Here is a 20335-nt window from a genome sequence, read left to right on the forward strand (position 1 = left end):
TTACTGCATCTTCTCGTGAAGCTCGATTAACTCTGCCACCAGCTCGCGCGCCAGCATGGAGGTCATCAGATGATCCTGGGCATGTACCAGCACCAGGCTCACCTTCATCTTCCCTTCGCCCTGGTCGCCTTCGATGAGCTTCGTCTGCACCAGATGCGCTTCATTCAGTGCAAGACGGGACTGGTCCATCATGGTTTTTGCTGCAGCGAAATCACCCAATTTGGCCTGCTTGAGTGCGGCATACGCCAGGCTACGGGCCTGTCCAGAGTTGATGATAAGCCCCATCACCACTTCTTCCAGATCGTTCTCTACGGTTTCGTCTGCAACAATACTATCCAAATCTAACATCGTTAAGCTCCTTGTAGCTGGCGCGGGTTGCCCCGCGCCGTGCAATTTTAGAATTTCAGTGCGAGGGCGATATCCTCTTCGCTCTCTTCTTCATCGATAACGGTTGCCGCTTTGTTCGCTATTGCCACGAATGGCATGTAAAGCAGGGTTGCAATCCCGAGGTTAAATATCGCCAGCAGGAAGGCCGCGACGCTGCCGTTGGTGTTAAAGAACGCGCCAAGGCCGGCTGGCATGGTCCACGGTGCAATATTGGTCACCGGCGGGATAATGCCCAGGTAGTACGCGGTCAGGGTGATTGCCGCCAGCAGCGGCTGCACCAGGATGAATGGAATGAACATCACCGGGTTCATGATGATTGGCAGACCAAACAGAATCGGTTCGTTAATCTGGAAGATGCCTGACGGCAGCGCCAGCTTCGCAACCTGACGATGATCGGCACGACGAGAGACAATAAAGACCGCGATGATCAGACCCAACGTCGCCCCGGTACCCCCCAGGAAGATATAGGAGTCAAGCATCGGCTTCGCCCACACATGGAAGGTTTTACCGGCTGCCAGCGCCGCATCAACGGAGCCGTACTGCTGATAAAGCGCAACGTTTTCCAGTGCCCACGGGGTCATGATACCGCTGTCCAGCGCCGCCAGTGCCAGTGAACCATGCACGCCGAAGAACCACAGCAGGGAGGTAAAGATGACATACGCCCAACCGACCACGCCACCCATTGACGCCAGCGGCGTAGAGATAGAGTCCATGATGATCTGGTGGAAGTTTGTGCCCCAGTGAGAGAGCGCCCAGGCGATAATCCCCATAATGGAGAGAATAATGAAGCCTGGAATCAACGCGGAAAATGAACGGGATACCGATGCCGGTACGCTATCCGGTAGACGGATAACCCAGTTGCGGCGAATAATGAACGTGAACATTTCCGCAACGACCAGACCGATAACAATACCCGAAATAATATTTGCGCCACCCAGCCAGTTAGCGCCGACCGCATAAGCCTCGCCGACGCTGTAAGGGGTCACCGTCATAAATGCTGCGATAGAGAGTAAACCTGCGGCCAGAGGATCCACTTTACGCTCTTCAGCCAGCGCCATTCCGATAAAGAAAGGCGCCATCAGCGACATAATACCCAACGTGCCGTTGTATACGTTGCCGCCGATGGCTTTAAGACCATTAAGGGTTTCAATCGTGGAAGCGTCTAACCGAATTCCTAATGAATAAAAGAAGGAACCTTCACCAAAGCTCAGAAAAACGTTGTTAATTAAAACGAACATTGCCCCGGCCAGCGTCAACGGCATTAATTTAATAAAGCCGTTTTTGATGGCGTTAACGTGAGGCTGCTTTCCTATTTTAACAGCAAAAGGAAGGAGTACCTTTTCAAGTGAAGCGATGACTTTACTCATAGGAAAATACCCTTAAATGCCGTAACGCATGTTACGGCGTATTGTGTGTGAAATAACTCTTTGACGGGAAAAATAAATAATTAATTAGCAGCTTTTTTAATGGCTGCAACAGCAGCTTTTAATACACCTAAACCATCAATCTTACCGTACAGCCCCGAGTCGATGACTTCGACCGGTTTATGAGGCAGCAAACGCTGAATTTCTGGCAACATATAAGCAATTTGTGGTCCCAGTAAAATGACATCTGCTGTCTGGCCCTTTTCGCCCGCCAGCGTCTCTGGAAACGCTTCGATCACCACAGGAACTTCATACTTTTCGGCCTGCGCACGCATTTTGGAAACCAGTAATGAGGTTGACATGCCCGCAGAACAGAACAGATAGATATGTTTCTTTTCCATAATAACTTCCCTCTTGTGTGCCCCCCGCCGTCGCGCTATCACTCGACTTGCTATCCCGGCTGACGGGTAGGTTACTGACTGTTGTTTGTCGTTGAAATGAGTATACGCAATGGTACAAGGAGGGGATAATTCTGGATAGGGTCAAATTGTCTCTCATTGACCTGGCTTGTTGACTCTCTTCACATTTCAGGCAAATAATTCGCGCAAAGAAATAAGATTTGCGTTGCATAAAAAAACCGGCCTACAGGCCGGTTAGTTAACATCCTCAGGCAAGCGCGGTTACTGCGCCTTAGGGGCCTGTGGATCGGTGTCGTATTCTGCACAGGTCTGATAGCCGGAGTTAATCACATGACCGGTATCATCCAGGGCGACAAAGTAGGTCTCTGCCTTACCATCACGTTGACCCAGTATGTAGGTCTGACAGGTACCCCGGGCATGAATCATGGTGACTTCAGAAGAAGGTTTACCTGCAATTGCAGCCACCTGCGAACGGGTCATCCCTTTTTTGACGTCTTTTACAACTGGCTGGGTAAACTGATCTTTGGTGCGATCGTAAGCCGTACACCCTGCCAGCATAGTCAGTACCGCCGCTGCGCTTAAAATTCCTGCTACGTTCTTGTTCATATTCCGTCCTCTTGTTTATCAGCGTGTTATCTAAGCATGGGATAAAAAATACTATTGTTCAACTTTGCGAGTTACGCCACGCGAATTTCGGAAAATTCTAATAAAACAACGATAAGCTGCTAAAGCGCCGCAATTTAGCGCACTCGAAACTGTGATCCTTGTCGTTTTACGCCCAAAGGGTTAGTTTTAACAGATAACATTTTTCTGTCTCGTTCTGCATAGGGAGGGCGTAATGGCTCTGCAACAAGAGATTATCCAGGCGCTGGGCGCGAAACCTGCGGTAGATGCAAATGAAGAGATCCGCCGAAGCGTTGATTTTTTGAAGTCCTACTTACAAACAAACGCTTTCCTGAAGTCTCTGGTGCTGGGCATCAGCGGCGGCCAGGACTCTACGCTGACCGGCAAACTGTGCCAGATGGCCATTTCAGAGCTGCGTGAAGAAACGGGTGACAATGCGCTGCAGTTTATCGCCGTGCGCCTTCCTTATGGTGTGCAGGCCGACGAACAAGATTGCCAGGACGCCATTGCCTTCATTCAGCCCGACCGTGTTCTGACCGTGAACATTAAAGGTTCCGTGCTGGCGAGCGAACAGGCGCTGCGCGAAGCCGGTATTGAACTGAGCGATTTTGTTCGCGGCAACGAAAAAGCCCGCGAGCGCATGAAAGCGCAGTACAGCATCGCCGGGATGACCAATGGCGTCGTCGTCGGCACCGACCATGCGGCAGAAGCGATCACCGGTTTCTTCACCAAATACGGCGACGGCGGCACCGACATTAACCCTATCTTCCGTCTCAACAAGCGTCAGGGTAAGCAACTGCTGGCCGCGCTGGGCTGTCCTGAGCATCTGTATAAGAAAGCGCCGACAGCGGACCTTGAAGACGATCGCCCTTCCCTGCCGGATGAAGCGGCCCTTGGCGTCACCTATGACAACATTGATGATTATCTGGAAGGCAAAAAGCTGGATGAAGGTACCGCAAAAATCATCGAAGGCTGGTATCTGAAAACCGAGCACAAGCGTCACACGCCGATTACGGTGTTCGACGACTTCTGGAAGAAATAAAAGCAAAACGGTAACCTGGTTACCGTTTTTCGTGTTTGCGCCCTCTCCCGTGGGAGAGGGTCGGGGTGAGGGCATCAGGCCACCCGGCTCTTTTTTAACCACAACACACCTGCTACACTGTATACCTGAACAGTATATGGAGCAGTATGTGAGCAGGCGTCAATCTGCCCCGCGTCTTGAGTTTGAAGCGGCGGCTATCTATGAATATCCCGAACATCTTGGCCCCTGGCTTGAAGCGTTGCCTAAACAGCCGGGCGTGTACATCTTTCACGGCGAAAGCGACACCCTACCGCTCTATATCGGTAAAAGCGTGAATATTCGCAGCCGGGTATTATCCCATCTGCGCACGCCGGACGAAGCGGCGATGCTCCGCCAGTCGAGACGCATCACCTGGTGTCCGACGGCGGGTGAAATGGGCGCGCTGCTGCTGGAAGCCCGGTTGATTAAAGAGCAGCAGCCGCTGTTCAATAAGCGGCTTCGCCGCAATCGCCAGCTCTGTTCCCTGCAGATCGGCAACGGCAAACCGCAGGTTGTATACGCCCGTGAAGTAGATTTTTCCCATGAGCCGAACCTCTATGGCCTGTTCGCCAATAAACGTGCGGCACTGCAGGCTTTGCAGGCGCTCGCCGACGATTTACAGCTTTGCTACAGCCTTTTAGGGTTAGAGGGCACCACGCGCGGTCGCGCCTGTTTCCGCTCGGCGCTGAAACGCTGCGCGGGTGCCTGCTGTGGGAAAGAGAGCGTTGAGGAACATAATGCCCGACTGCTCGCCGGGCTTGCGGCCATCAGCGTCAAATGCTGGCCATGGGAGGGCGCCGTTGCCCTGAAGGAAGTGGGTGAATTGATGACGCAGTATCACATCGTCCACAACTGGCTTTGGCTGGGCGCCGTTGATACGTTGCAAGACGCCGCAACCCTGCTGCGTACCCCCGCCGGATTCGACCACGACGGCTACAAAATACTCTGCAAACCCGTGTTAACCGGCAAGTACGAGATCATTTCGCTTAATGACCTGGCAGCCACGTAATTTCACTGAACAACAGCGTTCCTGTTGATTCCAGCAGCCGGAGGGTATGCGTACCCTCCTCCCAGCTGGCTCCCTGATCCGCCGTCAGCAATTTTTCGCCGAGCTGCCATGCGCCGCTTAACACAAATATCACGCCACCGCGGGAGCCATAGGTGGTGAAGGTCCGATCCGCGACGCGCACCTTCGCCTGGCAGCAATCCCGCCGGGTCATAATATTAAAATCCATCGACATCTGCCCATCCGTCAGCAGCGCTTTCACCGGCAGATCGCCGGCAAAACTGTAGGGTTGGTGATGTTTCAGCGTATGGAAAAATGCCTGACCGGCATCCAGCGTGACCTCTCCCCCTTCCAGCAGGGTGATCACCCGATCGACGCCGGGAAACGACGAGAATTCGCCATTGCTGGCGATAGAGGCAATGCTGGCGCGCCAGTAAAAATCACGCGTCGCGGGAGGAAAACAACATATTTCGCGTGTTTCGCCAGCGCCATTGCGCCAGAGGCTGACCGGCATCTTACGGATATCAAAGAACTCCATCACCACTCCTCAGGGCGCAACCTGCGCCAGGGCAACGACATTGCCGTCATTGCTGTCTTGTTTATTATCGTTGGAAATCTACAGACGTATTATCGGCAGCAGAGTGGACAAACCTTAGTAAATCTCTGATGCGACTACAGGAGAATACCGCGCTGGCGGCGGCAGGCAAGAGGGGGGCAGAAAGAAAAACCGCCGGTCCTGTCCACAGCGTTTTTGCTTATGTGAACAGGATCCCGGCGGTCTTAAGAGTGTGAGCCGATTATTCGGCTGGTGCTGGCATTTTACCTTCCGGCGCCGGACGTTCTGTCAGACGCTTCTCAAAATTGGCATTAAACTGTTTTTTCTGTTCCGGAGTCAGAATGTTGTAGATCTTATTCTGGGTTTCCATGTGGGCAAGCATGCGCGCTTTATGCTGCTCGGCCATTTTGTCGATCTGCGCTTCTGCTTTCGCTTTATCGAAGCTGTCGCTGGCAATGATGTCATGCATCGCGCGGCGCTCTTCCAGCGGAGGACGTTTCATCTGGTCACGCTGGCTTTTCATGATGTCACGAACCTGCTGTTTCTGCGCGTCGGTCAGATTCAGGTCTTTAAACATCATCATCTCGTGGTGCATACCCGGCTTGCCTTTATGATGCATCATCATTTTGCCTTCAGTTGGCGCGGCGGTCGTGGTGGCGGTATCTGCGGCGAACGCCATGCTGGTAGCGCCCAGAGCCAAGGTAGAGGCAACAAACAGTGCAGTTAACTTACGCATAATGTATTTCCTTACTTTCAGTTATTCTTCGGCGCTATGCCGTGTTGACGATATTAACTTTACGGGGTTTATCGTCAATTAGTCAGAGCAACGGTAAAACAATGAAAGTGTAAAAAACAATTTTTCGCCAAATGTGAAGGAATTAAGGATAAAACATGGAGAGGTGAAACATAAATATTCAATACGCTGATTTTAAAGAGATTATGCAGAAGTATAACGAAGTGGAGTTTATTAATAAAGCAATTAACCAGGAATATTCTGCAAAAGAGATATAATCGCTTTCATTGCTAAGAAAATAATTTCCCCTCTCACTTCAAGAGGGGAAAAGATCAGGCTAATTTTTCCAGCATCAGTCCGGCTCGCAGACCAAATGCCACGGACGGATTGGGGAATAAAACATACTCTGTGGCTTTCTGCACCTCGTATCGCTCGTCACCGTCTTCTGCCAGGAGTACCCCTTGACGGAACGGCGTGAAGTTCAGCGTGTGGGCCGCCATATGGAGAAGGAATGCATCGCTGCGACGGGTAATCTGCTGCACGACCCGATAACGCACGACGGGCTCCTGCGCAGGCTCCGGCGCGGTGCCGCCGAGCAGCGCCCGAAGCGCAGAGTGCGTCGGAGCAAAGCGCGTCAGATCGTTCTCCCCGAAAGGCAGCGCTTTTCCCAGCTCCAGCGTGCAGGCCAGCGCGCCGAAGTTTTCACACGTAAAATGAGTAAACGTACCGCCCGGCGACTGATGGAAGACCAGGGCTTCCAGCCCCGCATCCCCAAGCCAGCTCAGAAAAGTTTCATCCCAGGGCTGACTGCGCTGCGGCAGGACACCAAAACGCACATGATAAGAGGCACGGATAGCCGTATGCAGGTCGAGGTGCCAGCGCGTTCCCCCCGCGGTGACAAAAAACGTCGTCACTACGCTCTCCAGCCACTGCGCGCGCGCCGTTTCATCGCTTTGGGGGAACTGCGACCAGCGGCCCCCAAACATCCGGTTGATATCACTCACCAGGTAACGTTGGTTTTGCGCCAGCGCTGGCGGATTGCCAAACACCAGCAGCACGCGACACGCGAGCGTAATCTCTCCACGGTACAACGCGCGAAGCAGCAGGTCGACAATCTCAACGGGTGCAGTTTCGTTGCCGTGAATACCGCTCGACAGCAGAAGCGATACGTCGCTCTGCGCAAACGGCGTCAGTTCAAGTACGCCCCGTCCCAGCCAGCGCCAGTGGAATGAGGGGCCATCGCCCTCACTCTGTTCGGGCGTTTCGTCTGCCAGCGTCAGCGCCAGTAAATTTTCCATATCAGCCCCTTAGCGCTGGAACGGATAAACCGATCCCAGCTGCAGGATTGTCGATAACGCGTCCAGCGCCTCGCGCCCTTCACGCAGAAGCTGCGGGTCAACCAGATCGGCCTGGGTTAGCCGGTCGCGATAGTAGCGATCGACCCAGTCGTTCAGCCGCGCAAAGAGCGTATCGTTCATCATGACCGCCGGGTTTACCGCCTGCATTTCGTCCTTCGTCAAGACCACGCGCAGACGTAAACAGGCTGGCCCGCCGCCGTTGGCCATGCTTTCGCGCAGATCAAACACGCGCAGTTCGTCAATCGGGTTATCGGCCTTCACCAGTTCGGTCAGGTAGCGCCACACGCCCTGATGATCCCGGGACTCCTGCGGCAGGACCAGCATCATGCTGCCGTCATCGCGGCTCAGCAGCTGGCTATTGAACAGATAGGTTTCAACCGCGTCCTGCACGCTCACCGCCTCCGTTGGCACCTGAATGGGCGTAAAGCCGCGCACGCGCTCGTGCAGCGTGGCGAGCAGCTTTTCCTGATGGGCAAACGCCTGTTCATGGCAGAACAACACTTGACGGTTGGAGACAGCAATCACGTCATTATGGAATACGCCCTGGTCGACCACCTGCGGATTTTGCTGGGCAAAGATCACCTGTGACGGATTGACCTGGTTCAGCCGGGCAACCGCCTGGCTCGCCGCCAGCGTCTGGCGTGCAGGATAGCGCGTGGGCGCGTTGTGACCGCCCTCTTCCCGCCCGTAGATAAACAGCTGCACGGCAGGATCGCCATAATCACCGCCCAGCCGGTTGTGGTTGGCCGCCCCTTCGTCGCCAAACATCGCCACCTGCGGCAGGGCCTGATGCACCTCGAAACGGGCGTCATTCTGGAAAATGGCGCGCAGCACGCGCTCGGTGGTTTCCGCTTCGGTGGCGCGGTGGAATTTATTGTTCAGGTTCGCCACGGTCAGATGAACTTTGCCATCCAGCGTGTCGGCTGACGGCGCGACGGTTGCCGCGTTGGCGACCCACATCGAAGAGGCCGAGCTTGCCGCCGAGAGCAGGTGCGGCGTCTGCGTCCCCGCTTTTTCGACCACCTGCTCATCGGTGCCGCTAAAGCCGAGCTGACGCAGCACCGCCACGTTCGGACGCTCCTGCGGCGGGATCACGGCCTGCGGGAAACCGGCATCCGCCAGCGCCTTCATTTTTAGCAGCCCCTGCTTCGCCGCCAGTTTCGGGTTCGAGACCTGAAAGCGATGCCTCGTCGAGGCTTCATTACCAAAAGAGAGACCGGCATAGTGGTGCGTCAGCCCCACCAGCCCGTCAAAGTTAACTTCACGCGCTTTCATGACGATCCCCTCCGGTAAAGTCCAGCCCCGGATTCAGCGTGTCCGGCAGCGTCAGCGCCGGGGTTTCCAGGCTCGCCATCGGCCACGCGCAGTAATCAGCGGCATACCACGCGCTGGCGCGATGGTTGCCCGACGCGCCCACGCCGCCGAACGGCGCGGTGCTCGCGGCCCCGGTCAGCGGTTTATTCCAGTTCACAATCCCGGCGCGTGCTTCCAGCAGCAGTTGTTCAAACTTCTCGCGATGCGGTGAAATCAGCCCGCTCGACAGGCCGTAGCGGGTGTTATTCGCCATCGCAATGGCCGCATCAAAATCGTCATAGCGCCAGACGCACAGCAGCGGGCCAAAGACCTCTTCATCCGGCACGCTGCTCGCGCCGCTCATCTCAACGATACCCGGCGTCAGCAGCGAGGTACCCGGCTGAACCTGCTTCGGCTCGAGCAGGGTTTTCGCGCCGCGCGCAACGTGGTCCTGCCAGGCCTTCAGCACGTTCAGCGCGGCCTGTTCGGAAATCAGCCCGCCGATAAACGGCTGCGGATCGGCATCCCACGCGGCTGGCACCAGGCGCGCGCTCACCTCTACCAGACGCTTCAGGAAGGCATCCCCCTGCGCGCCCCGCTTCACCAGCAGGCGGCGGGCACAGGTGCAGCGCTGTCCGGCGGTAATGAAGGCGGACTGAATCGTCAGGTGCACCGCGGCGTCGATATCATCCGGGTCTTCCACAATCAGCGGGTTGTTGCCGCCCATCTCCAGCGCCAGAATTTTCTCCGGCTGCCCCGCCAGCTGGCGGTGCAGCTGATAGCCCGTCCCGGCGCTGCCGGTAAACAGCAGGCCGTCGATATCGCTCAGCGCACTCAGCGCCTGACCGGTTTCGCGCCCGCCCTGCACCAGGTTCAGCACGCCCGGCGGCAGACCGGCCTGTTCCCACAGCTTCACCACAGCCTCGCCGGTTAATGGCGTGAGCTCGCTCGGTTTGAAAATAACGGTATTGCCCGCCAGCAGCGCGGGCACAATGTGGCCGTTCGGCAGATGCCCCGGGAAGTTGTACGGGCCAAATACCGCCAGCACGCCGTGTGGACGGTGGCGAAGCGTGGCCGCGCCGTCCGGCATCTCGGTATGCTGTTCACCGGTGCGGGTGTGGTACGCCTTGACCGAAATGGCGATTTTATTGATCATCGCCGTCACTTCGGTTGTCGCTTCCCAGCGCGGTTTACTGGTTTCTGACGCGATGATGCGCGTCAGCTCGGCCTTGTTTGCCTCCAGCAGCCCGGCAAACTTTTCAACAATTGCCTGGCGCACGGCGAAGGGCTGTTTTGCCCATGCCGGAAACGCGCGGCGAGCAGCCTGGCCCGCCTGTTCTACCTGCCCGGCACTGGCATCATTTCCTTTCCAGAGCACCGCCTGGCCGACCGGATTGGTTTTTACCCGCAGGTCGCCTTCACCCGTTACCCAGTCACCGTTAATCCATAAAGTCATGCTGTTTTCTCCTCAGGGCAGAGACGCACCAGGCGAACCGAGTCGCCCGCGTTACATTTCAACGCATCCAGCTGCGCCGCCGTCAGTACCAGACGCTCACATTTAGGGTCAGTACGTACCAGCATGGCGCGGAAATTATTGTAGTTTTCGTTGGAGACCAAACAGGCTGGCCATTCGCCCGGCGCGGGTTGTCCTTCGGAGACCGTCACCAGACGGCTTTTACGAATGGCGCGCACGCGGTCAATGTCACACTCAAGCGTTGGGCCGCCGTCGAAGATGTCGACATAGTTACGGTAGCGGAACCCCTCTTTCTCAAGCACCGCGCGGGCGGGCGCGGTCTGCGGATGCACTTCGCCTATCACTGCCTGCGCTTCCGGGGTGAGAAAATGGGTATAGATAGGATGTTTCGGCATCAGCTCCGCGATAAACGCTTTCTGGCCCGTGCCGCAGAGATAGTCTGCCCGGCTGAACTCCATCGAGAAGAAGCGCTCGCCCAGGCTCTCCCAGAACGGCGAGTAGCCGGTGTCGTCGATCACGCCGCGCATCTCCGCAACCACTTTTTCGTTAAAGCGATCGCGGAAGGCGGCCATAAACATAAAGCGCGATTTGGAGAGCAGATAGCCGTTCCCCTCTTTGCGCCACGCCGGATCGAGAAACAGCGTGCAGAGCTCGCTGGCACCGGTGTGGTCATTACAGAGAAACAGCGTGGGCAGCGCGTTATAGACGTTCAGCTCTTTCGAGGCATGAACCATCGTGCCGACGCGGTAGTTGTACCACGGGTCGTTAAGCCCAACGGCCACTTCAATGGCGCAGATCCCGGCCACGCTCCCCGTGTCGGTGTCTTCCAGCACGAACACATACCCCTGCTCGCTTTTTGGCAACGTCCCCTGCCAGGTTTGCAGGGCGCGCTCGATGCGCGCCGACAGCGTTTTTTCATCGGCAGGAAGCGAGGTCAGCCCGCCTCCCGTCTTACCGGCAAGCTGCATGAGCCCGGCGAGATCGCCGCGCTCAACGGGACGGATGACCATCATGATGACACCCCGGATTTCACTTTTTCACACGCCAGCGCAAAACGGTCCAGACCGGTTTGCACCTCTTCCTCGCTGACGATCAGCGCAGGCGCAAAACGCACCACGTTGGCACCGGCAATCAGCACCATCACGCCCACTTTTGCCGCTTCCTGTGAAATAAGTTTAGCTTTCCCGGCAAACTCAGCGGTGAGTTCGCAGCCGATTAACAGCCCCAGACCGCGAATTTCTTTAAACAGCCCCGTTTTGCTGTTGATGGCATTCAGACGCTCGACAAACCAGTCGTGACGCTGCTTAACGCCTTTCAGCACCTCAGGGGTGTTAATGATGTCGAGAACCTGTCCGGCAACGGCGGTAGCCAGCGGGTTGCCGCCGTAGGTGGTGCCGTGGGTGCCCACGGTCATTACGCTGGCGAATTTATCGGTGGTCAGCATCGCCCCAATCGGGAAGCCGCCGCCCAGCGCTTTGGCGGTCGACAGCACGTCCGGCGTCACGCCGTAGTGCATATAGGCATACAGCTCGCCGGTGCGGCCCACGCCGGTCTGCACTTCGTCGAAAATCAGGACCGCATCGTGACGATCGCACAGCTCGCGCAGCCCCTGCAGGAAGGCTTTTTGCGCCGGAAGCACGCCGCCTTCGCCCTGCATCGGCTCGACAATCACCGCGCAGGTGGTGTCGTTAATCAGCTCGCTGGCGGACTGCAGATCGTTATAGATGCCGTGGCGAATATCCGGCGGCAGCGGTGCGAAATCCTGTGAGTAGGACGGCTGACCGCCCGCGCTGACGGTAAAGAGCGTGCGTCCGTGGAAGGCATTTTTAAACGCCACGATGCCGCTCTTGTGGGTGCCAAATTTATCGTGCGCATATTTGCGCGCAAGCTTCAGCGCCGCCTCGTTGGCTTCCGCCCCCGAGTTGCAGAAAAAGACTTTTTCGGCGAACGTCGCGTCGATCAGTTTTTTGGCCAGGCGCAGCGCGGGCTCGTTGGTAAAGCCGTTGCCGGTATGCCAGAACTTCGCCGCCTGGTCGTTCAGCGCCTGACGCAGTGCCGGGTGCGCGTGGCCCAGCGCGTTCACCGCAATCCCACCGGCAAAGTCGATATACTCTTTACCCTGCTGATCCCACAGGCGCGAGCCTTCCCCACGAACCGGAATAAAAGCCGCCGGAGCGTAAACCGGCATCATCCATTCATCGAAATTTTCACGCGTAATTGACAGAGACATAGCGACCTCATCCGGTAAATAAAAGGTTATTTGAATGTTAAATAATTGAGTGTTTGCACTGTGAATGTAGATTGCACGCTTCGTGCCAGCCAGCGATAAAAATGCATAAACGGGATACAGAAACAGAATATCAATAGGTTACGATATGGAGTTATTCACTGTTATTGCATAAAAAGTGAATATTTTTACGACAAGCGGCGCTTTGCCGCATGAAAATCAGAAAGAGTATGCACAGGCCAAATATAATTCTGGAATTGTGATCGCTCGCGAAATTTATTGGCCATTTACGCGCTGTTTGGGGGCAAGGCGCGTCACAATGGTGCAAAAATTGCACCGTTGGCATTATCTGTCGCAGTTATTGGGCGAAGCGGATAACAGACGACACAATTTCTGCTACCATCCATGCACTATTCACCTTGCACTGGCAGCGACTATGAAATTTGTCTCTTTTAATATCAACGGCCTGCGCGCCCGTCCTCATCAGCTTGAAGCCATTGTTGAGCAACATCAGCCAGATGTGATCGGCCTGCAGGAGACCAAGGTTCACGACGACATGTTCCCCCTCGAAGAGGTGGCGAAACTCGGTTACAACGTCTTTTATCATGGGCAGAAAGGCCATTACGGCGTTGCGCTGTTGACCAAAGAGACGCCAGTTTCCGTGCGCCGCGGATTTCCCGGCGATGACGAAGAAGCACAGCGCCGCATCATCATGGCGGAGCTGCCTTCCCCGCTGGGGAACATCACCGTGATCAACGGTTACTTTCCCCAGGGCGAAAGCCGCGACCATCCGACCAAATTCCCGGCCAAAGCCAAGTTTTATCAGGATCTGCAGGACTATCTGACCACCGAACTGAACAAAGACAATCCGGTGCTGATCATGGGCGATGTGAACATCAGCCCGACCGACCTGGATATTGGCATCGGTGAGGACAGCCGCAAACGCTGGCTGCGTACCGGAAAATGCTCTTTCCTGCCGGAAGAGCGCGAGTGGATGCAGCGCCTGCTGGACTGGGGCCTGGTAGATACCTTCCGTACCGCCAACCCGGACACGCAGGATCGCTTCTCGTGGTTTGACTATCGCTCAAAAGGCTTTGATGATAACCGTGGCCTGCGCATCGACCTGCTGCTGGCCAGCTCCCCGCTGGCAGAACGCTGCATCGAAACCGGTATTGACTACGATATTCGTAGCATGGAAAAACCGTCTGACCACGCGCCGGTATGGGCGAAATTCAAGCTGTAACCCTGTGTGAACATTCAAAAAACACTTTTCCTGTGCGCCCTTCTGGGCGCCTTTGCGCTGGCATTCATCCTCCTGCCGCCAGGCACGCTATCCCTCGACGTGATAAAAATCCACCAGCAGACGCTGCTCACGCAGGTCGAACTGGCCCCCCTGCGAAGTGCGCTCACCTATTTTGTTATTTATGTCGTGGTAAGCGCCCTGTCGATCCCTGGCGCAGCCATCCTGACGCTGCTGGGTGGCGCACTTTTCAGCTTGTGGGAAGGCGTACTGCTGGTGTCGTTTGCCTCCACGCTCGGCGCCACGCTGGCGATGCTCGCCAGCCGTTATCTGCTTCGCGACGGGGTGCAACGGCGTTTTACGCTACAGATGAAAACGGTCAATGCCGGGATGGCGCGTGACGGTGCGGGGTACCTTTTTGCCCTTCGCCTGATGCCGCTGTTTCCGTTTGTCCTGGTGAATCTGCTGATGGGGCTGACCCGCATCACGGTGCGTCGCTACTGGTGGGTAAGTCAGGTCGCCATGCTGCCTGCAACGGTTGTCTTTCTCAACGCCGGGCGCGAGCTTGGAAGAGTGACATCGCTGCGCGATATTTTGTCGCCGGGTATGCTGTTCGCCTTTACACTACTGGGGTTATTCCCGCTGGCCACCCGCTGGCTCTTTTCCCGTTACACCTCTTCGTTCAAAAAGTGAGGCACTATGCGCCGTGTGCGTTTTTGCGCGTTTCTGACAGGCCTGCTGCTGGCGACGCCAGCCTTTGCCGCTGACAGCTGGCACTCCCTTCAACAACAGGCAAAAGGCCAGACCGTCTGGTTTAACGCCTGGGGCGGCGATCCGGCGGTTAACCGCTACCTGGAGTGGGTGAGCGGCGAAATGAAAACACACTATGCGATAGACCTCAGGATTGTTCGTCTGGCGGATGCCGCCGACGCGGTAAAACGCATTCAGACGGAACATGCCGCAGGGCGAAACCGCAACGGCTCGGTCGATTTGCTCTGGGTGAACGGGGAGAATTTCCGCACCCTAAAAGAGGCGGGTTTGCTGCAAACCGGATGGGCGCAGCAGCTGCCGAACTGGCGATACGTTGATACGCGTAAACCGGTTACGGAGGATTTTGCCATCCCAACCGAGGGAGCAGAATCGCCGTGGGGCGGCGCTCAGCTGACCTTTATCGCCCGCAAAGCAAGCATGCCCGCGCCGCCAGATACTCCTCAGGCACTGCTGGCCTGGGCGCAGCAGCATCCGGGCAGCGTCACGTATCCGCGCCCGCCTGACTTTACCGGCACGGCGTTCCTGGAACAGCTGCTTCTGACGCTCACCGCGCAGCCTGACGCGTTAAAAAAAGCGCCGGATGATACCTTCCCGCAGGTTACCGCGCCGCTGTGGCGCTACCTCGACGCGCTGCATCCTCTGCTGTGGCGTAAAGGGCAAGATTTTCCTCCCTCGCCCGCGCGCATGGATGCCCTGCTCGCCAGCGGCAACCTGGCTCTGTCGATGACCTTTAACCCGGCGCATGCCCGGCAAAAGGTCGCCAGCGGTGAACTTCCTGACGACAGCTACAGCTTCGGGTTTAAGGACGGCACGATCGGTAACGTCCATTTTGTCGCCATTCCGGCGAATGCAAGCGCCAGTGCGGGGGCGAAGGTGGTGGCAAACTTCCTGCTTTCACCGCAGGCGCAGATCCGCAAAGCCGACCCGGCCGTGTGGGGTGACCCGAGCGTGCTGGACGCGGGAACGCTACCCGCCGATGAGGCGAAGCGGCTTCGCAGCCACACGCCAGAAGCGCTACCGGCAGTTCTTCCTGAACCGCACGCCGCCTGGGTTAACGCGCTGGAGCAGGAATGGCTTCGCCGCTACGGCACCCGCTAAGCGCGGCGATTTGGCTGGCAATGGCGGTGATTTATCTCCCGCTGCTTCCTGCCGTCGCGATGCTGTTTGCTCCGGCGCTGTCGCTCGATAGCTGGCGGGCGCTGGCAGAGGATCCCCAGCTGCCGCAGGCGTTTGCCGCCACGCTGGTCTCGACGCTGCTTGCGACACTGGGTTCGCTGGTGATTGCCCTGGGGTTTATCTCGCTGCTGTGGCCCGGAGAACGCTGGCGTCGCTTGTGCACGCAGTTGCCCTGGATGCTGGCGGTGCCCCACGTCGCTTTCGCGACCAGCGCGTTACTCCTGTTTGCCGAAGGAGGTCTGTTTTATCGGGTCTGCTCTTTTTGCTCACCGCAGCTCGATCGTTATGGCGTCGGGCTGGGGCTGACGCTCGCGGTAAAAGAGAGCGCGTTTGTCCTGTGGGCACTCTATGCCGCGCTGCCTGAAGCGCGGCTGGCGCAGAAGAACGTAGTTTTGCGTACCCTGGGTTACGGACGCCTTCAGCGCCTGTGCTGGCTGGTCCTGCCGACCATTGCCCCCGCGCTGGGTGCCGTGATGCTGGCCGTGCTGGCCTGGTCGCTGTCAGTGGTGGACGTGGCCATTATTCTGGGGCCAGGTAATCCCCCCACGCTGGCGGTGCTGGCCTGGCAGTGGCTCAGCCAGGGCGATGCGCAGCAGCAGGCGCAGGGAACGCTCGTTTGCCTTCTCTTACTCCTGATTCTGGCTCTGCTGGCCGGCGTGGGATTCGGCATCTGGCAAGTCTGGCGACGCACATTGCCAGATCTCTCCGGCGTCAGGCGCCGCGCGTCCCTGCCGGTACCGGAGAAGTCGCTCGCCTGGTGGCTACCGGGATGCGGGATCCTCTGCGCCATCGTGCTGCTCGCTTTAGCGCGTCCCGAAGAGGCCGCGCTGTCCCCGTTAACCACCAGCCTTACGCTGGGGCTGCTCTCTGGCGTGCTGGCGCTTGGGCTGAGTTTTTTCTGGCTCGAATGGGGGCCCCGACGAGGCGCGCTGTGGGTCTGGCTGCCGCTCGCGTTGCCCGCACTGCCTCTTGTCTCCGGTCAATACGCCGTTGCGCTCGCGCTGGGCATCGACGGGCAGTTCGCTGCCGTGCTCTGGGGGCACCTGCTGTGGGTGCTGCCGTGGACGCTGCTGGTGCTGCGACCTGCCTGGCAAAAGCTGGATCCCAGGTTGTTCCTTACCGCCAGAACGCTTGGCTGGGGACGGATGAAAATATTCTGGATGCTAAAATGTCCGCTGCTGGTACGTCCGGCGTTACTGGCTTTTGCCACCGGGTTTTCGGTGAGCATGGCGCAATACATGCCCACGCTGTGGCTGGGTGCCGGACGTTTCGCCACGCTGACCACTGAAACCGTGGCGCTCAGCAGCGGGGGAAGTCTTCCGACCCTGGCTACCCGCGCGCTGGGACTACTGCTGGTAACGGGCATCGTTTTTGGCATCGCCGCCCTGTTATCCAGACTGGCAGGCCGCTACCGTCGAGGATTACGTTAATGTTAAAGGTGCAAAATCTCACCATTGAACCGCTTTTTCGGCAGGTCAATTTTTGTGTGCCGCGCGGGGAAATAGTGACCCTGATGGGGCCGTCCGGCAGCGGGAAATCGACACTTTTCTCCTGGATGGTGGGGGCGTTATCTTCTGATTTTAAAGCGCAGGGGGAACTGTGGCTTGACGAGCGCCGCTGTGACGCCTTGCCCGTGGAAGCGCGCGGTTTAGGGATCCTCTTTCAGGACGCCCTGCTGTTTGACCACTTCAGCGTCGGGCAAAACCTGATGCTCGCCCTTCCGTCCCGCATTAAAGGCGAGGCGCGTCGGGAGCGCGTTGAGCAAGCGCTACGTTCTGCCGGGCTGGCAAATCATTTTGCCAGCGACCCTGCGACGCTTTCCGGCGGAGAACGCGCCCGGGTCAGCCTGCTGCGCGCCCTGCTTGCGGAGCCGCAGGCGTTATTGCTGGATGAACCTTTCAGCCGCCTCGATAAAGCGCTTCGCGCCTCGTTTCGGGCGTGGGTGTTTGACGTCATCCGGGAACGTAATATTCCGGCGGTGCTGGTTACCCATGATGAGGAAGACATTCCGCCCGGTGGCGAGATGATCGAGATTTCTTGCTGGCAATAATGTGCTAACGCAATGTTTTCAGATCCGGGAGAGACGACAATGCCCCCCTCTTTTACTGACGTCAGGTTATTCGATGAAACGTGTTTCTCAACTGACCGCGCTGGCCCTGCTCTGCGGCCTCGCTTCTTTTTCCTCTGTGGCGGCTGATATGCCCAACGCGATGACGCTGTCTCAGCTTCAGGCGCAGCATGGCACGCCTGTTGACACTCGCCCGAGCGCGTTTTACAACGGCTGGCCGCAGACGCTCAGCAGCCCCTCCGGGCATGAACCCGCCGCGCTTAACCTTGCTGCCGCCTGGCTTAGCGCCATGAGCGACGAGCAGATTGGCGCATGGGTAAAACAGCATCAGCTTACCCCGTCCACGCCCATTGCCCTTTACGGTCGCGATGCCGACAACCAGGCCGTTAAAGCCCGCCTGGAGAAGGCCGGATACGCGCATGTGTCGCTTCTCAGCGATGCCTTACAAGCACCTGACCGTTTACAGCGCCTGCCGCACTTTGAACAACTCGTCTACCCGCAGTGGATCCACCAGCTGCAGCAAGGCAAACCGGTCGCTGCCGCCCCGGCTGGCGACTGGAAAGTGATTGAAGCCGCCTGGGGCGCACCGAAATTTTACCTGCTGAACCATATCCCCGGCGCGGGCTACATCGACACCAACGAGGTGGAAAGCGAGCCGCTCTGGAATAAGGTCTCTGACGACGCGCTGAAAGCCATGCTGGCGAAGCACGGGATCCGTCACGATACCACCGTCATCTTGTATGGCCGCGACGTTTACGCCGCCGCGCGCGTCGCGCAGATTATGCTGTATGCGGGCGTGAAGGATGTTCGCATTCTCGACGGCGGCTGGAAAGCGTGGTCAGAGGCCAACCTGCCGGTTGAGCGCGGTATGCCCGCTAACGTGAAGCCCGCCCCGGATTTCGGTGTGCCGATCCCCGGCCAGCCGCAGCTGATGGTGGATATGGCGCAGGCGCGCGGCATGCTGCACCGTCAGGATGCCTCGCTGGTCAGCATTCGTTCGTGGCCGGAGTTTATCGGCGAAACCAGCGGCTACAGCTACATCAAGCCCAAAGGTGATATTGCCGGGGCGCGATGGGGTCACGCGGGCAGCGACGCGACCCATATGGAAGATTTCCATAACCCGGATGGCACCATGCGCAGCGCCGACGACATTGCCGCGATGTGGAAGACCTGGCACATCCAGCCTGAGCAGCACGTCGCGTTTTACTGCGGCACCGGCTGGCGGGCGTCAGAAAGCTTTATGTACGCCCGCGCGATGGGCTGGAAGAACGTCGCCGTCTATGACGGCGGCTGGTACGAATGGAGCAGTCACCCACAGAACCCGGTGACAACCGGTGAGCGCGGGCCAGAAAGCGCTCTCTAAGGGTTGAGTGACTTCAGCGTCACGTAGCCGCTCCAGACGCGCGTTGTGGTGGTCAGCCAGCACAGCGCGCCGAATATCCACGCGAATAGCGTAAAGTGCGCCGGGAAGAGGCAGCACAGCACAAACAGCGCGATGGTCTCCGTCCCTTCCGTTAACCCGCCGATGTAATAAAACGACTTGTGCGCATAGCCGGGGTTGTCGATGTCGTGCTTCGCCGCCAGCGCCGCAAACGCCAGAAAACTGCTGCCGGTACCAATAAACGCAAACAGCAGCCAGGCGGCCGCCAGCGCATTCTCTGCGGGAGCAGCGAGCGCAAAGCCAAACGGCACCAGGGCGTAGAACAGAAAGTCGAGCGCGATATCGAGAAATCCTCCCGCATCGGTCAGCCCTCTGCGGCGCGCCAGCGCCCCGTCCAGACCATCCAGCAGGCGGTTAATTACGATGGCGACCAGCGCAGCAAAATACCAGCCGAGCGCCAGAAACGGCAGCGCCAGCACGCCGACGGCAAATCCTGCTAACGTCAGGCCATCAGGGGTAATAACGGGTTTATCCAGCACGGCGGCGAGCTTGTTAAGGAGAGGTTTCAGGCGAGGATGCAGGTGTTTATCAAGCATGGGGTTTCTCTTTAAAGGTCGCGCACAGCCCCTGAGCAGGAATGTCGAGCGCGGCATTAAAGCGTGCCGAGAGGTTTTGAAACGCAATCAACGCCGTCATTTCGGTAATCGCGTCGTCTGTAAAGTGTTGCTTCAACCGCGCTTTGACGACGTCATCCACCTGAGGCGGCGTGGCGCTGACGGCTTCGGCGTACGCCAGCGCAGCGCACTCCTCGTCGCTGAATACATCGCTTTCACGCCAGTGGCTCACTGCCTGAACTTTATCCAGCGCGCCCGCCCGCTCGGCAAGCCGGAGGCTGTTGGCATCAATACAAAATACGCAGTGACACAGCTGCGACACGCGTGTCATCAGCAGTGAACGCAGCACCGGGGAAAGACGTGCCTTGCGGCGCTCCAGAAAACCGACAAACAGCGCCACCAGCCAGAACAGACGCGGCATGCGTCCCCACCAGCGAGTGGGATTCAGCACCGCGCCAAAATGCTTTTTCTGCATGGCGGCAATCGGCTTAAGGCTGGCGGGAAGGGATTCGATGGGGGCAACCCAGGCGGTGGTCTCTTTCACCTGATTCTCCTGATAGCTGGACTCTGAGAAAGGGCACGAT

Annotated in this window: 21 protein-coding genes; 8 read left to right on the plus strand and 13 right to left on the minus strand. The window is 57.7% G+C overall.

Annotated elements, in window-relative coordinates:
• The 4 genes from chbA to osmE all read right to left on the minus strand — a co-directional run bounded on the left by chbA (position 1) and on the right by osmE (position 2776).
• On the minus strand, positions 1-348 hold the full coding sequence (chbA, locus tag KK102_RS03430) for a PTS N,N'-diacetylchitobiose transporter subunit IIA (RefSeq protein WP_126543775.1): 348 nt from the start codon (positions 346-348) through the stop codon (positions 1-3).
• Between the two features lie 47 nt (positions 349-395).
• Positions 396-1754: a PTS N,N'-diacetylchitobiose transporter subunit IIC gene (gene chbC / locus KK102_RS03435; RefSeq protein ID WP_126543774.1), complete on the minus strand. Its 1359-nt coding sequence runs from the start codon at positions 1752-1754 to the stop codon at positions 396-398.
• Positions 1755-1834: 80 nt separating this feature from the next.
• Positions 1835-2191: a PTS sugar transporter subunit IIB gene (locus tag KK102_RS03440; RefSeq protein WP_260591518.1), complete on the minus strand. Its 357-nt coding sequence runs from the start codon at positions 2189-2191 to the stop codon at positions 1835-1837.
• A 240-nt stretch (positions 2192-2431) separates the two neighbouring features.
• Positions 2432-2776, minus strand: a complete 345-nt coding sequence (gene osmE, locus KK102_RS03445) for an osmotically-inducible lipoprotein OsmE (protein ID WP_003857836.1) — start codon at positions 2774-2776, stop codon at positions 2432-2434.
• A 232-nt stretch (positions 2777-3008) separates the two neighbouring features.
• On the opposite strand from osmE, the gene nadE reads away from it, so the two are divergent.
• Together nadE and cho are read left to right on the plus strand one after the other, a co-directional pair.
• Entirely contained in the window at positions 3009-3836 is an 828-nt protein-coding gene (gene nadE / locus KK102_RS03450; RefSeq protein ID WP_216356953.1) for an ammonia-dependent NAD(+) synthetase, read from the plus strand.
• Between the two features lie 148 nt (positions 3837-3984).
• Positions 3985-4863, plus strand: a complete 879-nt coding sequence (cho, locus tag KK102_RS03455) for an excinuclease Cho (RefSeq protein ID WP_216356954.1) — start codon at positions 3985-3987, stop codon at positions 4861-4863.
• Here cho and ves read toward each other — a convergent pair.
• The 7 genes from ves to astC form a co-directional block, all read right to left on the minus strand.
• Positions 4841-5398: an environmental stress-induced protein Ves gene (gene ves / locus KK102_RS03460; RefSeq protein WP_108416801.1), complete on the minus strand. Its 558-nt coding sequence runs from the start codon at positions 5396-5398 to the stop codon at positions 4841-4843. The two genes, cho and ves, sit on opposite strands and share 23 nt — an antisense overlap.
• A 259-nt stretch (positions 5399-5657) precedes the next feature.
• A complete protein-coding gene (spy, locus tag KK102_RS03465; RefSeq protein WP_100166970.1) occupies positions 5658-6152 on the minus strand; it encodes an ATP-independent periplasmic protein-refolding chaperone Spy in 495 nt (164 codons plus the stop codon).
• 329 nt (positions 6153-6481) lie between these two features.
• Complete coding sequence (gene astE, locus KK102_RS03470) at positions 6482-7447, minus strand: succinylglutamate desuccinylase (RefSeq protein ID WP_126543770.1); 966 nt, start codon at positions 7445-7447, stop codon at positions 6482-6484.
• Positions 7448-7456: 9 nt separating this feature from the next.
• Complete coding sequence (gene astB, locus KK102_RS03475) at positions 7457-8782, minus strand: N-succinylarginine dihydrolase (protein WP_216356955.1); 1326 nt, start codon at positions 8780-8782, stop codon at positions 7457-7459.
• Positions 8769-10256 carry a succinylglutamate-semialdehyde dehydrogenase gene (astD, locus tag KK102_RS03480; RefSeq protein WP_216356956.1) on the minus strand — a complete coding sequence of 496 codons (1488 nt, stop codon included), beginning with the start codon at positions 10254-10256 and terminating at the stop codon, positions 8769-8771. The genes astB and astD overlap by 14 nt, the downstream gene beginning before the upstream one ends.
• Positions 10253-11287, minus strand: a complete 1035-nt coding sequence (astA, locus tag KK102_RS03485) for an arginine N-succinyltransferase (protein WP_216356957.1) — start codon at positions 11285-11287, stop codon at positions 10253-10255. Before astA ends, astD begins: the two co-directional genes overlap by 4 nt.
• Positions 11284-12504 carry a succinylornithine/acetylornithine transaminase gene (gene astC, locus KK102_RS03490; RefSeq protein ID WP_048991592.1) on the minus strand — a complete coding sequence of 407 codons (1221 nt, stop codon included), beginning with the start codon at positions 12502-12504 and terminating at the stop codon, positions 11284-11286. The genes astA and astC overlap by 4 nt, the downstream gene beginning before the upstream one ends.
• Before the next feature lie 433 nt (positions 12505-12937).
• Between astC and xthA the strand changes: the two genes are divergently transcribed.
• From xthA to KK102_RS03520, 6 genes are all read left to right on the plus strand, one after another.
• On the plus strand, positions 12938-13744 hold the full coding sequence (xthA, locus tag KK102_RS03495) for an exodeoxyribonuclease III (RefSeq protein WP_126543766.1): 807 nt from the start codon (positions 12938-12940) through the stop codon (positions 13742-13744).
• Between the two features lie 6 nt (positions 13745-13750).
• On the plus strand, positions 13751-14434 hold the full coding sequence (locus tag KK102_RS03500; RefSeq protein WP_216356958.1) for a TVP38/TMEM64 family protein: 684 nt from the start codon (positions 13751-13753) through the stop codon (positions 14432-14434).
• Positions 14435-14449: 15 nt separating this feature from the next.
• Entirely contained in the window at positions 14450-15610 is a 1161-nt protein-coding gene (locus KK102_RS03505; protein ID WP_185805589.1) for an ABC transporter substrate-binding protein, read from the plus strand.
• Complete coding sequence (locus tag KK102_RS03510) at positions 15583-17118, plus strand: ABC transporter permease family protein (RefSeq protein WP_216356959.1); 1536 nt, start codon at positions 15583-15585, stop codon at positions 17116-17118. Before KK102_RS03505 ends, KK102_RS03510 begins: the two co-directional genes overlap by 28 nt.
• Complete coding sequence (locus KK102_RS03515) at positions 17118-17738, plus strand: ATP-binding cassette domain-containing protein (protein ID WP_216356960.1); 621 nt, start codon at positions 17118-17120, stop codon at positions 17736-17738. Before KK102_RS03510 ends, KK102_RS03515 begins: the two co-directional genes overlap by 1 nt.
• 73 nt (positions 17739-17811) lie before the next feature.
• A complete protein-coding gene (locus KK102_RS03520) occupies positions 17812-19119 on the plus strand; it encodes a sulfurtransferase (protein ID WP_216356961.1) in 1308 nt (435 codons plus the stop codon).
• Here KK102_RS03520 and KK102_RS03525 read toward each other — a convergent pair.
• Together KK102_RS03525 and KK102_RS03530 are read right to left on the minus strand one after the other, a co-directional pair.
• Positions 19116-19733: a CDP-alcohol phosphatidyltransferase family protein gene (locus tag KK102_RS03525; protein ID WP_216356962.1), complete on the minus strand. Its 618-nt coding sequence runs from the start codon at positions 19731-19733 to the stop codon at positions 19116-19118. The two genes, KK102_RS03520 and KK102_RS03525, sit on opposite strands and share 4 nt — an antisense overlap.
• A complete protein-coding gene (locus tag KK102_RS03530; protein ID WP_216356963.1) occupies positions 19726-20295 on the minus strand; it encodes a carboxymuconolactone decarboxylase family protein in 570 nt (189 codons plus the stop codon). The genes KK102_RS03525 and KK102_RS03530 overlap by 8 nt, the downstream gene beginning before the upstream one ends.
• Positions 20296-20335: the final 40 nt, after the last annotated feature.

Origin of the sequence: Enterobacter quasimori, from assembly GCF_018597345.1 — a bacterium.
GTDB lineage: Bacteria > Pseudomonadota > Gammaproteobacteria > Enterobacterales > Enterobacteriaceae > Enterobacter > Enterobacter mori.

Excerpts from the sequence above, each read along its gene's own strand:
- astD (WP_216356956.1), bottom strand. The coding sequence starts at position 10,256 with ATGACTTTATGGATTAACGGTGACTGGGTAACGGGTGAAGGCGACCTG.
- ves (WP_108416801.1), bottom strand. The coding sequence starts at position 5,398 with ATGGAGTTCTTTGATATCCGTAAGATGCCGGTCAGCCTCTGGCGCAAT.
- KK102_RS03510 (WP_216356959.1), top strand. The coding sequence starts at position 15,583 with ATGGCTTCGCCGCTACGGCACCCGCTAAGCGCGGCGATTTGGCTGGCA.
- astA (WP_216356957.1), bottom strand. The coding sequence starts at position 11,287 with ATGATGGTCATCCGTCCCGTTGAGCGCGGCGATCTCGCCGGGCTCATG.
- astB (WP_216356955.1), bottom strand. The coding sequence starts at position 8,782 with ATGAAAGCGCGTGAAGTTAACTTTGACGGGCTGGTGGGGCTGACGCAC.
- KK102_RS03520 (WP_216356961.1), top strand. The coding sequence starts at position 17,812 with ATGAAACGTGTTTCTCAACTGACCGCGCTGGCCCTGCTCTGCGGCCTC.
- osmE (WP_003857836.1), bottom strand. The coding sequence starts at position 2,776 with ATGAACAAGAACGTAGCAGGAATTTTAAGCGCAGCGGCGGTACTGACT.
- xthA (WP_126543766.1), top strand. The coding sequence starts at position 12,938 with ATGAAATTTGTCTCTTTTAATATCAACGGCCTGCGCGCCCGTCCTCAT.
- astE (WP_126543770.1), bottom strand. The coding sequence starts at position 7,447 with ATGGAAAATTTACTGGCGCTGACGCTGGCAGACGAAACGCCCGAACAG.
- astC (WP_048991592.1), bottom strand. The coding sequence starts at position 12,504 with ATGTCTCTGTCAATTACGCGTGAAAATTTCGATGAATGGATGATGCCG.
- spy (WP_100166970.1), bottom strand. The coding sequence starts at position 6,152 with ATGCGTAAGTTAACTGCACTGTTTGTTGCCTCTACCTTGGCTCTGGGC.
- KK102_RS03515 (WP_216356960.1), top strand. The coding sequence starts at position 17,118 with ATGTTAAAGGTGCAAAATCTCACCATTGAACCGCTTTTTCGGCAGGTC.
- chbC (WP_126543774.1), bottom strand. The coding sequence starts at position 1,754 with ATGAGTAAAGTCATCGCTTCACTTGAAAAGGTACTCCTTCCTTTTGCT.
- nadE (WP_216356953.1), top strand. The coding sequence starts at position 3,009 with ATGGCTCTGCAACAAGAGATTATCCAGGCGCTGGGCGCGAAACCTGCG.
- KK102_RS03525 (WP_216356962.1), bottom strand. The coding sequence starts at position 19,733 with ATGCTTGATAAACACCTGCATCCTCGCCTGAAACCTCTCCTTAACAAG.
- chbA (WP_126543775.1), bottom strand. The coding sequence starts at position 348 with ATGTTAGATTTGGATAGTATTGTTGCAGACGAAACCGTAGAGAACGAT.